The following is a 13797-nucleotide window of genomic DNA, read 5'->3' as shown; positions in this document are numbered from 1 at the left end:
TCGATGTTATGAGGTACAGTAATCGAAATGTTCCTTGAGAGTGTTGTCCCATGAAAAGCCTGAAAAATGGGGATTATAGCGTGAAAAATGGTTTTCCCATTACCAATTACCCATTACCCATTACCGCGCGAAGCGCTGTATCAACACCGGAAACGATTAAACGGTGCTTTGACATCTGGTTGAGAATAAAGATAAGACGGTATGCTGACCAATTAGGCGGTCAAGGGAAGCATATTGGCAACGGAGAGAGAGGGATTTGAACCCTCGGAAGGTACTAATACCTTCAACAGATTAGCAATCTGCCGCTTTCGACCACTCAGCCACCTCTCCTAGGTAAGCATTAGCCATAATAACAAATTTAGCCCGGATGGGCAAGGGGATGGAGAGACTTTTTTTCAGCAAAATCCTCGCGCTATCAGATGCTCTTTCCAGTTCCAGTGGTGGAGGAAAAAGTCTTTGGTGTGTTTGTATCCTAAGCGATAGAGTTTGGCCTTTTTGGCTGAACTGAGGGAAAATTCGGTGGTGGTGACCTGGGCATCGCTGACATCAATATTGATCACCCGGCCTTGATCGCCGTCACGCAGGTGGTATCGGTCTCTGGCATTGGCCATGGCTCGCAGGGATGCGGTAAATAGGTCAAGGGCGTTGTTAATTTCGGGAGGATTTAGGTTTTGATCGATTAAGCGAAAACCAAAGGTGGGCCATTGAGGAGGGTTGAGGGGGTCACTGGAAGGACGGTCATAAATCCACAAGGGAAAGTTACTGAGCAAACCGCCATCGAGAATATAGGCATTACCAAGTTTTTCGGGTTTGAAGAAGAGGGGAATACTAGAGGATAAGCGTACCGCTTCAGCAATGCTAAAGTCTTGATAGTCGCTGAGATGATGTTGTTGGAGGATGGCTTGACGACGATCTTGTTGTTCTGAGTTGAGTCCCTGGGAATTGGGGTTGAGGTCGTCGGGTAGGACGAGCATTTCGCAGTGGGTGATATTGGAGACGACGACCTTGAGTTCTCGTTGAGGATCGAGGCGTTTGACATCGGCAAAGGTTTGAATACCGGTTGGTTTAATCGTTTTAGCGATCCAGTGGCGGAAAGGGTTGGAGTCATATTGACCGAGTTGTTGGGTCAACAGTAAGGACAAGATCATCCATAAGGGTGCTTGCAGGTCGTTGCTGGGATCGCCGTTGAAAATGAAGGGGCTGGTTTTTTGGGATAGGATGCGATCGTAGTTGATGGTACTGAGGATTTCTTCGAGTTCATCGATCGCAAAATTGGCGGCTAAAAAGGCTGCGGTTAAGGAACCAGCCGAGGTTCCGGCCAGTTTTTTCCACCGAATGCCTAAATCTTCGCAGCAGCGTAAGGCCCCTAAGAGGGCAATTCCCCGCACTCCTCCCCCTTCAAAGATAGCATCGGCGCAGTGACCCTCTATGGGTTCGGGAAAACGGCTCCAAATCTCTTCTTTTTGTGCTTTGGTGAGTCGGAGACCTCCCTTATCTAGGAGTTGGGGATTAATTTTCATGTAGGATGCCATGTTCACTTTCGGAGATCGCAGATTTAATGGTGTTGCAAAAATTGTAGACTGCGATCGCCCGGTTCGGCCTTGTTTTTGCTTCACGATTGCTTCTGGTCATATTATTGACACATCGAGGGGAGAGGATTCACAATAAAGACAGTATTTAACCAGGAGTTACAGATGGCCGATTCCATTATTGAGTTACTCGACGAATTACCGGCAGATAACTTGACGGTCAAGATGCTCAATTCTCTGGATTTTGTAGTCCCTGGAGAGTGGGATAATACCATTGGTTGCGACCATACCATTGAAGTGGTGACCGGGGAAACCGACGGCGATCGCATTCGCGCAATCCGCAACCGGGCGATCGAGCGGTATAACGATAAAAGTAACGGCTATCAAAGCGCCATTTGGTTCTACCAAACCATCGACAATGCAGACCGGGCACTGGGAGCGGCTGCCCTAGCCAATAAAGTGGGCGAAAAAATTGGATTATTGGGATTTTTAAATAAACTAACCCCCAAAGCCGATACCACCCAATCCGTGGATTTATGCTTAAAATTAGTCGTAGAATTAATTGCCTACAGCAAGTTGAATGGTCTAGATGTTCTCAAACCTAGAGAATTTGTCACGGAACTGACTGAACATTATCAAGGGGCCTCTCTGATGCGGATGGCTGCCCTCGTCTCGGTCGATGGATTACTTCCTCTAGGCCCGGACTTTTTACAAAAAGTTCACGGCACTTTAGATAATCAAGGTAGAAGTGCCTTTCAAGGTAATCCTGCTTTTTCTGCTATTTCTGGATTTATTCCTGGAGATGACAAATTCGGCTTTATTACCAATACCTTTAACGCCGTAGAAGGATGGATGAATAATTTAGTCGGTTCTGTTGGTTTAACCCCCCAAGGTGTTTATGAACATATCGGCGGATTTATTGAATTTTCTGATGATAGTTTGGATTTTGTAGCAGCGTTTATTGACCAAGCAACAGACTACTATCGCCATACCGGAATCCAAACAGTTGCCCGTAAATTATTCCTGGATGCAGCGAAAGACGTTTGATAGAATTCTGCTTTCCTTCTCCCACGGGAGAAGGCTTGCCCTGAGCGTAGCCGAAGGGGGCAGGGGGATGAAGGACACAGGGTTTAAAATCAGTTAAAAACACGATATAACCCAACTTCACGGATTAACATTCCATGGAAATTTTATCGATTAGTCTAAAAAATTTTAAGTCCCACGCCGATCTTTATTTAGAGTTTGAGCCGGGAAGTAATGCCATTTGTGGCGAAAATGGTGCCGGAAAAACCTCTATCCTAGAAGCCATTGCTTGGGTAATGTTCAACTCCTGTGAGTATCAGCGAGAAGAGTTGATCCGCAAAGGAAGTAAAAGCGCCCAAGCAACAGTGCAATTTATTTCTAATCAAGATGGCAGAACCTATCAAGTGAAACGTTGCACCCGGCGCGGATATGAGCTTTACGATCCGCAGATTGGTAGTAAACTCGACCCGACTAAAGTGAATGATGTGGTGCTATGGTTACAAGAACACTTAGGAATTCCTAAAGATGCGGATTTAGCGAAAGTCTTTTCAGATGCCATTGGGATTCCTCAAGGAACATTTACCGTTGATTTTCTTAAAAAACCAGGAGAGCGCAAGGCAGTATTTGACCCAATCTTACGAGTTGAAGAGTACAAAAAAGCTCAGGAAAAATCTAGGGAGTTAGATCGGTTTGCAGAAGATGAGGTGACAACCTGCGAGCAACATTTAGAGCGATTCGATCTGCAATTAGAAGATTGGCAATCCCTGCAAGATCGCCATCAAGAAGTTAATGCAGTAATAGAGAATGGGGAAGCAGAAAAAAAGGCGGTGATTGAGAAACTGAAAACCCTGGAACAGCGCCAAAGCGAGTTTAAGCAACATCAGCAACAGGTGGAAGAATGTACCCAAGCTCTACAAGGGTTAGAGGCAGAGTATCAACGGGTGCATCAAGAGTATGATCATCGAGAAAAAGCCTATCAAGAAGCCCAAGAGAGTGCCCAAAAGTGTGAGGAAAATAAAGCTAGTTATCGCGCCTATGAACGAGCGGAAAGTGAGTTAAGGGAACTGGGAAAAAGTCGGAAAAGTCAACAGCGACTGTTGGGGGAAAAAGAACAACAGGGGAAAGGTTTACAACGCTTGCAGCATCAGTTAGCTAAACTGGAGGCACAACGGGAAAGTTGTCAGGATGCAGAACGGAAAATTCAAGCATTGGTTCCTGGGGTAGAAGAGCAAAATGACTTAGAAGAGAAACAGCAAACGGTGCAAGTTCAACTGCAAGCTGTGCAAGATTACAGGCGCGAACAGGAGGGCACGGAGCAGCAGTTATATAACTGTTTAGAGCGGTTGAATGAGGTGAAACAAGAGGCCGATCGCCTGCAAGAGTTAGAAGCTTCTGTGGCGCAAATTCCCCAGCTAGAGGAAGAGTTACAAAAATATCAAGCTCAACTCAGTAGGGTGGCGGCTGCCCAGCAGTTTGCCCAGGAGATTGATACGTTAATCAATTTGGGGGAAGAGCAGCAATCCTATTCTCAGCAACTCCAACCCCTGTTACCCTCCCTAGAGCCAAAGGTACAAACCTTGATTACCTCCGGGAAAAGTTGCCAAGATCGGAGTTTAGAGCGACTTTACCAGATGGGGGCTGACTTAAAACAACAGGTGAGCGAACAGGATTTAAGGGTAACTTGTGAAGAGTTAAGATCGCAATTGGAACTTGCTTATCAATGTCGGGCAGAGTTAAAAAACTTACCTAGTAAACGGAAACAGGAAGCCCAACTGAAGCAGGAAGCGCAGGCATTACGAGGGCAGTTAATTGCCTTAGAGGAGAAACTGGAGGGGGAAGACGGGTTAACTGGGGAGTTACAAGAAATTGGCGATCGCCTGAAACAGCTTGCTAACCCTAAAGGGCAACGTCAGTTCTTAGAGCAACAACTAGCCAGCGCCCCTGATATAGCACAGGAATGGCAACAGTTGACGGAGCAACAACAAAAAATTCAGCAAGCTCTAGATACTCTCAATGAGCAACTCAGGGCTTTTGAAAACCTTGAAGCGGAAATTACCAAGGTAGAGCAACTTAAACAAGAGCATTCTTCTGGGTATTTGCTCTATGTTCAATCTGAAAAAGAGGCTCAAACCTTGGAAGAACGGCAACAGAACCTTGAGAAAATAGGCGCTCAACGGGATCGACTGCAAACTGAAAAACAGCAAAAGCAAGCTGAACTCGATGGTCTGAGTTCTACCTATAGTTTAGCCGAAATCCAACAAGTAGAGCAAGATCTACAAAATATGAATAATCGCTTGGCACAACTGGAGGCGACGCTTTCTTGGCAACGACAACAATTAACTGATATCTGTCAATCTTTAGTTAAAAAAGGAGAAATTGCGAAGAAGCGTGAGAAAACTTTAGTCGAACTGCACAAAGCGCAACAAAATTGGCAATTTATTAAGGATGCTCGGTTCTTCTTTAATCAGGCTTCTCCTCGGATCACTAAATTTTATCTGGCGGAAATTTCCCAAGAGGCAGATACGATTTTTCGAGAATTGATGAACCGGCAAAATGTGGCTCTGGAATGGACAGAAGACTATGATATTGTGGTGCAAGAAGAGGGTTATAAGCGCAATTTTAAGAGCTTGTCTGGTGGGGAACAAATGTGTGCGGCTCTGGCGGTGAGATTGGCAATTTTGCGGACTCTATCGGATTTGGATATTGCCTTTTTTGATGAACCGACGACGAATATGGATCGCCCGCGCCGTCAACAGTTGGCGGAGGCGATCGGAAATCTAAAATCGTTCCGGCAATTGTTTGTGATTAGCCATGATGATACGTTTGAAAATATGTCGAATTTAATTCATATTCAGCGCGGTTAGAATGAGCAATGAGTAAAGTGTCTTAATTGGATGTTGGATGAGATTGTTGGATAATCGGGCAAATAATGGGGGTTTCTAATTGATCTTCTAATTCATCTACATCAGGAGGGTCTTGAACTAAATCGAGTAATTCTTGTTTTAATTGTTTTAATTCAGCAATCCGATGGTCTATATCGGCGACTTTGAGGTCGATATTGTGGCGTACTTGTTCGCAGGGCAGTTGACCGCGATCGTGAATGGTCAAAATCTGTTTAATTTCTTGGAGACTAAAGCCTAAGTGTTGCGATCGCCGGATAAAGGCTAACCGGGATAAGACCTGGGGCGAAAATAGCCGGAACCCTCCGTCTGTGCGATCGACAGACTCAATCAATCCCAATTGTTCGTAATAGCGAATGGTTTTAATCGGAACACCGCTTTGGGCTTTGACTTGTCCGATCAATAAGCAGTCAGATTGGGATGACAACATAGGATTTACCTTAATTCCCTTGACTCTCCCCTTGACTAGAGAGTTTACCATAGCATCGAGATCCTTACCCTCAATGCCATGACCTTGACTCTGCTTGCCCATGCTGGGCATTCCCATGACCGCCCCCCTGTGGAACCTGAACCAACTGCGAAAGAAGAGATCCAACCCTCTCCTACTCCCGTGATGGTGCATCAAGAAATTGCCCCTGGGATAGATCCCCCTCCTGCCTATCCCATGCTCGATGTGGGAACATTCATGGTATTTGCTTTAGTGGCCACACCTATTGTATTAATTACAGCGAAAAATAAGATGAATGAATAGAATCTATATCCGTCGCTTGCATTTTTGGTTAGCACCGATCATGGTGTTCCCCATCTTCCTGACCTTAATTACTGGATCGCTGTTTCAGGTTGCAGTGGTTACCGGAAAAGCTAATGATTTTTTATGGCTTTTGGAATTCCATCGCGGTCACTTTGGCCGCATTAACCTAGAACTGATTTATCCCTTTGTCAACGGCTTCGGATTACTCCTCTTAGCCAGTAGTGGTATCGCGATCTGGTTTCAATCTCGTCCCCGTAGAAGAGGATAAGCCAGAATGCACAGATCCCTTAGACTTGCGAAAACAGCCAATCATAGATTTTGTCGAGTTGCTCTAAGGTGATCAATCCATACTGCCACAAAGTCATTGGCAACAGAGTGGGATTACTATCATGGTGGCGCAACGCTAGGCGAATGGAGGTGGCTGGCAGTTCTAGATCCCGTTGCAAGAATTGAATCATGGGTTGGAGGGTGGTGGTGGGAGTAAACATGATGGTTAAGGCAGCACAACTGAATTAATCGATAATCCTATCTTCGCCAATTACCCAGCATTTGCCAGTGACAGCATCACTACCTATCTTGTGAGCTTAGAGATCGTCTACAGGTGATCTCAACCGACCCTGAGATGTGATAGAGATCGCGATCGCGGCACTCAAAATTCCAGAATGCCCGGATTGGTGGCATGAGCGATCGCAAGATCCGATAATATAAGTCTTTAATCCGAGACTGAGGCAGTGCTTTTGATCGAGAGTTCTTGGGAGTAAATTGATGATCACACAACGTATCCGCTTGGCTGTATTGGGATTGGCGATCGCCCTTGTGCCCCTTGCTCGCATCGTTATTCCTCAACAGGCATCCATCGCTCAAAGCTGGAATTGGCGATCGTCTTCCAGTGATGCTTGTAACCTAAACAGCCGATTTGTTTTTGTTCAAAATACCCAAGATCGAGATATAGCAACTATTAGCCGCCTCACCGGAATTCCCAACGATCGCATAAAAGCGTGTCATTTATTTCAACAATCAGGCAGCCAACTAGAAACAGTAGAAGGCTTGCAGGCACTGACCTATCAGACGAGTATGGCTTCTATTGTGCCCCGATTGAGGAACCAAGGATATCAAGTCTTTTCCCATTTTGCCATTAGTTCCAGTGGCGTAATTCCCAACACAGGTAACTTCACGGCGGCTCGGTTACCCAGCCGACGCTTTCCCCAACCCTCTCTAGAGAGACCGAATCCATGGGACAATCCCACAGAAAACCCCCCAGAGAATTCCCCACCCAATGGCAATGGGGAGGATTATCGCCCTTGGGTTTCTCCGCCCTCTACCCTAGAACCCCCCGCTCCTAACCCAACCACCTGGCTGTATCCCCTACCCAATGCTCCCATTTCCTCCGGTTATGGATGGCGTACGACCCGCAGATGGGGCCGAGAACTCCATGCAGGCGTTGATTTTGTGGCCCCCATGGGCAGTCCAGTCAGGGCTGTAGCAGATGGCAAAGTGGCGTTTGCTAACGAATCGGCTGGAGAAGGAGGCTTAACCATCACCTTATTACATGCCGATGGTACGCGCACCCTATATGGTCATCTGTCGAAAATTGTAGTTCGTGAAGGAATGCAAGTCCGTCAGGGAGATACGATTGGTTTAGTCGGCAGTACCGGACAATCAACCGGCCCTCACCTACATTTTGAAGTTTATCCTCCTGGAGTCTATGGACAACCGGTCGATCCTTGCAGTGCAGAATATTTGAATTGTAATAATGTGGCTTCTAGGGGGAATGGGGAATAGGGAATGGGGAATTGTCGGCCAATCGGTTAAGATGCCGTTATGGTTGATTGAATGGTCTGGGTGTGGCAGTAGTATCAAATCCCAAAAATCACGCTACACATCAATCTCCGCGTCCCCCTGTCTCCGCGTCCCCCTGTCAATCATCTGTAGCAACTATGTAAGGATTTGATATAATGAAAGGCTTCTTGGTTTCTCGGTTTCTGTTAAGTATCTGTCTGGTTGGGTTGCTTACGGCTTGTAGTCTGCCTCAAGTGAGTGCCCAAGAGCGGTTATTTTTGCCCTTGTCTTTGGAATGGGTAGGCGAGTTCAGCCTATCGAAAAGGGAGTTTCAGGGAACAACCGTAGGGGGCTTATCGGCGATCGCCTACGATCGAGTCCGCAATCAACTTTATGCCCTTTCCGATGACCGCAGTTTTCACGGCCCAGCTCGCTTTTATACCTTTAATCTTTCCCTCGACCCCTTTCAAGTCAATCTAGAAGCGGTAACGCCCTTAAAAAGCCCCGAAGGTACGCTTTATCCAGAAAATACCCTCGATCCAGAAGGACTAGCCATAACTCCCAACCAAAGCCTCTTAATTGCCAGTGAAGGTATTGCCGACCCAGAGATTCCCCCTGCGATCGCCGAATATGACCGTCAAACCGGACAATGGTTAAATCAACTCCCCATTCCCCGGCGCTATATCCCCGATTCTCCAGGAGAAGAGCAAGAAAAAGGAGTACAAAATAACTTAGGATTTGAATCTTTAACCACTAACCCCATCGGCTCTGTACCCACAACAGGCGAACCCTTGCGGGTATTTGTCGCAACAGAAGCCGCCTTAACCCAAGACCAAGATCCAGAAGCCAAAGAATTAGTGAATAGCAGAATTCGGTGGATGCATTATCTCCTCAGTGAAGGGCCCCCTCTGCTGGTTTCTGAACACCTGTATCAACTCGATCCCCCTCAATCGAAAACAGTATTTCAAGGCTTAACGGAAATTTTTGCCCTAGATGAACCAGGACATTTTCTCACCCTAGAGCGCTCTTTTGGCTTATCGGGCTTTCAGGTCAAACTCTTCCAAGCAGTGACTGGAGCAGCAACTGATATATCTAACGTTCAATCTCTCAAAGGTAACCTGGGAGACTTGAAAGCCATTCGCAAACAATTGCTTTTCGATTTAGATCGGTTAGGGATTACCCTAGATAACTTGGAAGGCATGACATTTGGCCCCCATTTTTCTGATGGTAGTCAGAGTCTAATTTTGGTCAGTGATGATAATTTTAATTCCCATCAACAAACTCAGTTTCTTTTATTTCGTCTGCTGAGTTGATGGGTTAACTAGACAGACAAAGAACTTGGCGCATGTGCCGCAAATTAGCCGGTAATTCAATCTTCAAGGCTTGTTCAATTAAGGGAGCAGGCATGGGAAAATTGGGAGTGGCTTGGACTGCATAACTGATCAGGGTTCCTTGTTGATAGTCTTGAAGATGAAGATAGGCGAGAAATTCAGAGAATGACCCTTTAATGAGTTGAAATTCTATGGCTTGGTTCAGCGTTTCTCGAACTTTGAGATAAACTTCTACTTCGGCACGAAACAGAATAAAGTCTTTAACCCCAGTTTGATAGATGTGCTGAGTATTGGGTAAAACTTTACTCTGGGTGAGATCGGGGAAATAGTTCACCCATTGGGGATAGTTGGTCACGTTGTGCCAGCATTGCTGACGATTTAGGGGCAGATACAATTGAGCGATCGCACTGCCTCCCCCCAACCCCCAAGGTTCCGTTTTCACAAAAATCTGACCGTCGATCACAGATACAGACGGTTGAGTGTTGCAAGCTTTGGTAATGTGATTAACCCATACACTGGTTTGATTCATACAGATAAGACCTGGATAACAGAGTTAAGATGGGGAGGGGTTGGGAGTGCCAACAATTTGTCGGTAGTATTCCGATTCACTGATTAAATCTTGGGTACTTTCCACGCGATCGATAAAAAGTTTCCCCTCTAGATGATCCCATTCATGTTGGATAATACGAGCCACAAAATCAGTAAATATTCGGTGCTGACGTTGACCGGTGGGATCGATATATTCAACTTCAATTTCCGTAAATCGGGGCACGAATCCTCGGATTCCCGGTACACTTAAACAGCCTTCCCATCCTTTGATTTGGGTATCAGAATGGCTGATAATCTGCGGGTTAATCAGTGGGGTAGGTTCCATCATTGGAGCATGGGGATAGCGTAGATTAGGGCGAGAGGCAACAATGAATAAACGGTAAGGTTGTCCAACTTGGGGAGCGGCAATGCCAACCCCGTGACTGGTTTCTGTTGTCGTAATTAATCGATCGATGAGTTGTTGAATCTGTGGATCTTCTGGGTTGGCAATGGGTTGGGCGATGGTTCGCAGAAGGGGATGACCAAGTGGGTAAATGTTTAAAGGTTCTGTCATAACCGTTGACTGGATGACACTTAAGGGTAATATAGCTGAAACTAATATAAACGAATGTAACAGGCGATCGCCTCAATGTCCCTCAATTGAAGACAATGTAAATAATTGTAAATAAATTTTAATCAATCTTGTGCTAGATACGCACAAAACTTAAAATTCTTTAAGAAGCTTATGCAGTATAGATAGATCCAATCCCTATCTACCCATCAACCCTTAGAACTCTTAGGAGTATTTTCGACTATGGCATTCCTGAAAAATTTATTCGGTGGCAAGAAAAAAAGTGATAACTTTCAAGTTCAATTTGATGACACCCCAAAAACCGAAACCCAACCTGTAGCCTCTCCTGCACCAGAAGCCCCTAAAGCCCCTGAAGCTCCTGCTCAAGCACCCGCACCCGCAGCAAAAACAGAAGCTCCTGCCAAGACAACTGCGAAAAAAGAAGGGAAGAAAACCAAAACGTTCAGAAAGGCAAAACAGAAAGCTGCCCCCGAACAAGCTACCCCTGCGGCCAAACCCGTTGCTCAACCTAAAGTTGCGGCTGTGGCTAAACCGGCTCAACCCGTTGTAGAAGAAGGGTTTGCAACCAAGTACATGAATACGGGATTAGGGCAAAACATGAGTCGCCGTCGCCCCGGCCCCAACATGAAAGGCTTTTTAGAGATGGCTCGTAAAGCTAAAAACTAGACCCTTTCATGAGTTAAGAAGCGGGCAAGATACCCGCACTCCTGTTTCGGCTGTCGCCGACCTGCTTCAAGTTGCCGACAGCCGAAACAACCTTGAGTTGCAAGATTAAAAAGAAATAATGCTATTACCCCTGGTCTAGTTTAGCTCTGACTCCGCTAATTTTAAGCAAATCGCTTAAGGTGGGGCAATAGGTGGTTAAGCCAAAAGTAGTCGGATTGACAGGGTTTTGATAGCGAAAATGGCGATAGCGCATACAAAACTGATCCCAAGCTGCCATTTCAATTTTCACGCCAACCAACCGCAAAATGCCAATCAGGGTGTCAGCTAAAGCAAGGGATAGGGGAATGCGAAAATAAATTTTTTTATTCAAAAACTGGCAAATTTCTTCCACAGCCTCATCAATGGTTATTACAGGATTCCCTAAAACGAGATGATGGGCAAATACAAAATCTTCTTTGGGGTCAGGAGGGAGGGGATAATCTACCAAATGGGTAATAATTTGGGCAATATCGTAGGCGTGGAGAAAATGAAAACTACCATCGGCTTTCAAAAACCGAGCTAAGTTAATCCATTTGGGAATTTCTGAGAGTCCAGAGGACAGATGGGAATAGGGTTTATTCTCATCGCCACCAAAGACTAGGGTGGGAAAGATGACGGAAATGGGTGGAGCGCTGGCGAGTTTACTCAGTTGCTGATAACAGTCGTACTTAGAGCGAATATAGTCGGTTCCTAACTGTCCTGCTTGGGGTAAAGGTTGGTTTTGTTGACCTAAAATGCTGGCGGTAGAAAAGTAGATGACTTGGTTACAAACATTCGGGTCTAATGCTTTAATGAGTTGAATGGTTTTGACAACATTAATATCAAATACTTCCCTTGGCCCGCCCCAAGCGGTGGCGGCTAAAATGGCCCCATCAACGGTACTCAACAGATCGTTATATTGGCTAATCTCGCGCAAATCGCCTTCTAAAATTGTGATACCCGATCGCGCCTGATAGTCGAATTTGAGTTTTTCTGGTTTTCTGACGAGCAAAAACAGCTCATGACCGGTGTTTTGAATCAGAGATTCAGCGATATAGTGGCCAATGCAACCGCTTGCACCGGTCATGAAAATCCGTTTTTTTTTCGGGGTTGATGGGGTTCGGGTCATAATCGATTAACAGGTCGCCAGCAGTTGATCCATTTGTTTTGCGGTTTCAAAGAAAAACTGAGCATTTTCTTCGGGTGTTCCTGGTAAAATCCCATGACCGAGGTTGAGGATATGGCGTTGATTGCCAGCTTTACGAACGGTGTCGATCATGCGATCGCGGATAAAGTCTTTCGATCCAAACAGCGCACCGGGATCGACATTGCCTTGTACTCCCATGGTTTCGGGCAAACGAGACCGGGCATCCTTCATATCCACCGTCCAGTCTACACTAATGATATCGACTCCCGATTTGGGCATCAGGTCAAACACCCCCGCACTGCCGCTAATGTATAGAATCAGGGGCGTATCGGGATATTCAGCTTTGACTTGCTTAACCACCCGTTGTTGATAGGGTAGGGCGAGAGCTTCATAATCAATGGGACTAAGGTTACCGGCCCAAGAGTCAAATAATTGTACGACTTGAGCGCCATTTTTAATTTGGTATTTGACGTAAGTGGCGATCGAATCTGCCACTTTACCCAAGAGTTGGTGTAGAATTTGTGGCTCACTAAAGGCCATGCGTTTAATGTTGCTGTAGGTTTTGGAGGTTTTACCTTCAATCATATAAGCGGCTAATGTCCAAGGAGACCCCACAAAGCCTAATACAGCAGCCTTATTGCCGACTTCTTGGCGTAACTCCCGTAACACCTGGCCCACAAAGGGGAGGGACTCTTCTGGGTTTAAGGGAGTCACTGCTTCCACTTGTTCTAGGGAGCGAATGGGGGGGTCAATGATCGGCCCTTTGCTTTCCACAATATCGAAGGGAACCCCCATTCCCGGTAAGGGGGTGAGAATATCAGAAAACAGGATGACCCCATCTGGTTCAAAGGCGCGATAGGGTTGCAGAGAAATTTCTAGGGAGAGTTCGGGATTTTCGGAGCGCTCCCGAAAGCTCGGATACTTATCTCGCAGGTCGCGGTAGACTTTCATATAGCGTCCTGCCTGCCGCATCATCCATACGGGGGGACGAGGGAGGACTTCTCCACGGGTAGCGCGTAATAGATAGGGGATCTCAGTTGATTGAGTCATGCTTCAGGGTTTTATAGGCCAAGGGCTGGAGATGAGTGCAAAAATTGGGGATAGGGAAGTCTGGTAGCTCAGTTCGTTGCTTCTTTGGGCTAACAGTTGAGGACAAGCCAGTTCACTTCACCGATCCAGACAACCGGCTGCGATCTTCCGGATTGCCTCCCCTATCATCTCATAAGATGCGATCAAACGGTTTACCTATTACCAGCGCATTCATGTTCGCGATCGCCCAAAGCACTATAGAATAGAATTTTGGCTTTTTTCCAATACTGACGCTCAACTTGTGGAGATAGCACGACGGTTTATTGACATCCTCATCGCCCTAGAAGGACGGTGATTCCTAAATCTCACAATTTAGGTTTCTGCTTCATAGCAGTTGCCTTCACAGATTTACTCTGCTCTGGTCTTACACTCGCTCCACAGACTGACACCGCAAGTCCTGCGGCCAAGATATTACAACTGGCATTTATATCGCGATCTAAATGT

Annotated in this window: 15 protein-coding genes, 1 tRNA gene and 1 pseudogene; 8 read left to right on the top strand and 9 right to left on the bottom strand. The window is 46.1% G+C overall.

Translation table 11 applies throughout. The features are described from left to right. Positions 1-50 precede the first annotated feature (50 nt). The gene (locus PJF56_RS09740; protein ID WP_283762474.1) at positions 51-260 is read left to right on the top strand and encodes a hypothetical protein; all 210 of its coding nucleotides are present in this window, start codon (positions 51-53) and stop codon (positions 258-260) included. Here PJF56_RS09740 and PJF56_RS09735 read toward each other — a convergent pair. Together PJF56_RS09735 and PJF56_RS09730 are read right to left on the bottom strand one after the other, a co-directional pair. Further along, a tRNA-Ser gene (locus PJF56_RS09735) sits at positions 242-330 on the bottom strand. The two genes, PJF56_RS09740 and PJF56_RS09735, sit on opposite strands and share 19 nt — an antisense overlap. 65 nt (positions 331-395) lie before the next feature. Next, the gene (locus tag PJF56_RS09730; protein ID WP_283762473.1) at positions 396-1616 is read right to left on the bottom strand and encodes a patatin-like phospholipase family protein; all 1221 of its coding nucleotides are present in this window, start codon (positions 1614-1616) and stop codon (positions 396-398) included. 78 nt (positions 1617-1694) lie between these two features. On the opposite strand from PJF56_RS09730, the gene PJF56_RS09725 reads away from it, so the two are divergent. Both PJF56_RS09725 and PJF56_RS09720 read left to right on the top strand, forming a co-directional pair. Next, a complete protein-coding gene (locus PJF56_RS09725; protein WP_283762472.1) occupies positions 1695-2576 on the top strand; it encodes a hypothetical protein in 882 nt (293 codons plus the stop codon). Between the two features lie 134 nt (positions 2577-2710). After that, entirely contained in the window at positions 2711-5416 is a 2706-nt protein-coding gene (locus PJF56_RS09720) for an AAA family ATPase (protein WP_283762471.1), read from the top strand. A 22-nt stretch (positions 5417-5438) separates the two neighbouring features. On the opposite strand, the gene PJF56_RS09715 is transcribed toward PJF56_RS09720, so the two are convergent. Beyond that, on the bottom strand, positions 5439-5882 hold the full coding sequence (locus PJF56_RS09715) for a heavy metal-responsive transcriptional regulator (RefSeq protein WP_283762470.1): 444 nt from the start codon (positions 5880-5882) through the stop codon (positions 5439-5441). A 78-nt stretch (positions 5883-5960) separates the two neighbouring features. Here PJF56_RS09715 and PJF56_RS09710 point away from each other — a divergent pair, with 78 nt between their 5' ends. Together PJF56_RS09710 and PJF56_RS09705 are read left to right on the top strand one after the other, a co-directional pair. Continuing rightward, positions 5961-6203: a hypothetical protein gene (locus PJF56_RS09710; protein WP_283762469.1), complete on the top strand. Its 243-nt coding sequence runs from the start codon at positions 5961-5963 to the stop codon at positions 6201-6203. Further along, positions 6196-6471: a hypothetical protein gene (locus tag PJF56_RS09705; protein ID WP_283762468.1), complete on the top strand. Its 276-nt coding sequence runs from the start codon at positions 6196-6198 to the stop codon at positions 6469-6471. The genes PJF56_RS09710 and PJF56_RS09705 overlap by 8 nt, the downstream gene beginning before the upstream one ends. A gap of 19 nt (positions 6472-6490) precedes the next feature. Here the strand turns inward: PJF56_RS09705 and PJF56_RS09700 are convergent, their stop codons facing one another. Continuing rightward, complete coding sequence (locus tag PJF56_RS09700; protein ID WP_283762467.1) at positions 6491-6691, bottom strand: DUF2949 domain-containing protein; 201 nt, start codon at positions 6689-6691, stop codon at positions 6491-6493. Between the two features lie 277 nt (positions 6692-6968). Here PJF56_RS09700 and PJF56_RS09695 point away from each other — a divergent pair, with 277 nt between their 5' ends. Continuing rightward, a complete protein-coding gene (locus tag PJF56_RS09695) occupies positions 6969-7985 on the top strand; it encodes a M23 family metallopeptidase (RefSeq protein WP_283762466.1) in 1017 nt (338 codons plus the stop codon). 173 nt (positions 7986-8158) lie between these two features. Beyond that, positions 8159-9295, top strand: coding sequence for an esterase-like activity of phytase family protein (locus PJF56_RS09690; protein ID WP_283762465.1), 1137 nt, complete (start codon positions 8159-8161; stop codon positions 9293-9295). Positions 9296-9299: 4 nt separating this feature from the next. On the opposite strand, the gene PJF56_RS09685 is transcribed toward PJF56_RS09690, so the two are convergent. After that, positions 9300-9842: an SRPBCC family protein gene (locus PJF56_RS09685; protein WP_283762464.1), complete on the bottom strand. Its 543-nt coding sequence runs from the start codon at positions 9840-9842 to the stop codon at positions 9300-9302. A 24-nt stretch (positions 9843-9866) separates the two neighbouring features. Then, the gene (gene def / locus PJF56_RS09680) at positions 9867-10415 is read right to left on the bottom strand and encodes a peptide deformylase (protein ID WP_283762463.1); all 549 of its coding nucleotides are present in this window, start codon (positions 10413-10415) and stop codon (positions 9867-9869) included. A gap of 240 nt (positions 10416-10655) precedes the next feature. Between def and PJF56_RS09675 the strand changes: the two genes are divergently transcribed. Beyond that, positions 10656-11099 (top strand): hypothetical protein, encoded by a 444-nt coding sequence (locus tag PJF56_RS09675; RefSeq protein WP_283762462.1) that lies wholly within the window; start codon positions 10656-10658, stop codon positions 11097-11099. A 124-nt stretch (positions 11100-11223) separates the two neighbouring features. Here PJF56_RS09675 and PJF56_RS09670 read toward each other — a convergent pair whose 3' ends face one another. The 3 genes and pseudogenes from PJF56_RS09670 to PJF56_RS22145 form a co-directional block, all read right to left on the bottom strand. Then, the gene (locus tag PJF56_RS09670) at positions 11224-12246 is read right to left on the bottom strand and encodes an NAD-dependent epimerase/dehydratase family protein (RefSeq protein WP_283762461.1); all 1023 of its coding nucleotides are present in this window, start codon (positions 12244-12246) and stop codon (positions 11224-11226) included. A gap of 6 nt (positions 12247-12252) precedes the next feature. Then, positions 12253-13314, bottom strand: a complete 1062-nt coding sequence (gene hemE, locus PJF56_RS09665) for a uroporphyrinogen decarboxylase (RefSeq protein ID WP_283762460.1) — start codon at positions 13312-13314, stop codon at positions 12253-12255. Between the two features lie 344 nt (positions 13315-13658). Next, positions 13659-13797: pseudogene (locus PJF56_RS22145) on the bottom strand (RNA-guided endonuclease TnpB family protein); the annotation flags it as partial.

The organism is Roseofilum halophilum BLCC-M91 (genome assembly GCF_030068445.1).
GTDB lineage: Bacteria > Cyanobacteriota > Cyanobacteriia > Cyanobacteriales > Desertifilaceae > Roseofilum > Roseofilum halophilum.
This window is presented reverse-complemented; position numbering and strand designations above follow the sequence as displayed.

Bases quoted from the DNA above. Each gene is read 5' to 3' on its own strand.
- PJF56_RS09690 (WP_283762465.1), top strand. From the start codon at position 8,159: ATGAAAGGCTTCTTGGTTTCTCGGTTTCTGTTAAGTATCTGTCTGGTT.
- PJF56_RS09725 (WP_283762472.1), top strand. From the start codon at position 1,695: ATGGCCGATTCCATTATTGAGTTACTCGACGAATTACCGGCAGATAAC.
- def (WP_283762463.1), bottom strand. From the start codon at position 10,415: ATGACAGAACCTTTAAACATTTACCCACTTGGTCATCCCCTTCTGCGA.
- PJF56_RS09715 (WP_283762470.1), bottom strand. From the start codon at position 5,882: ATGTTGTCATCCCAATCTGACTGCTTATTGATCGGACAAGTCAAAGCC.
- PJF56_RS09675 (WP_283762462.1), top strand. From the start codon at position 10,656: ATGGCATTCCTGAAAAATTTATTCGGTGGCAAGAAAAAAAGTGATAAC.
- PJF56_RS09740 (WP_283762474.1), top strand. From the start codon at position 51: ATGAAAAGCCTGAAAAATGGGGATTATAGCGTGAAAAATGGTTTTCCC.
- PJF56_RS09695 (WP_283762466.1), top strand. From the start codon at position 6,969: ATGATCACACAACGTATCCGCTTGGCTGTATTGGGATTGGCGATCGCC.
- PJF56_RS09670 (WP_283762461.1), bottom strand. From the start codon at position 12,246: ATGACCCGAACCCCATCAACCCCGAAAAAAAAACGGATTTTCATGACC.
- hemE (WP_283762460.1), bottom strand. From the start codon at position 13,314: ATGACTCAATCAACTGAGATCCCCTATCTATTACGCGCTACCCGTGGA.
- PJF56_RS09685 (WP_283762464.1), bottom strand. From the start codon at position 9,842: ATGAATCAAACCAGTGTATGGGTTAATCACATTACCAAAGCTTGCAAC.
- PJF56_RS09705 (WP_283762468.1), top strand. From the start codon at position 6,196: ATGAATAGAATCTATATCCGTCGCTTGCATTTTTGGTTAGCACCGATC.
- PJF56_RS09700 (WP_283762467.1), bottom strand. From the start codon at position 6,691: ATGTTTACTCCCACCACCACCCTCCAACCCATGATTCAATTCTTGCAA.
- PJF56_RS09720 (WP_283762471.1), top strand. From the start codon at position 2,711: ATGGAAATTTTATCGATTAGTCTAAAAAATTTTAAGTCCCACGCCGAT.
- PJF56_RS09710 (WP_283762469.1), top strand. From the start codon at position 5,961: ATGACCTTGACTCTGCTTGCCCATGCTGGGCATTCCCATGACCGCCCC.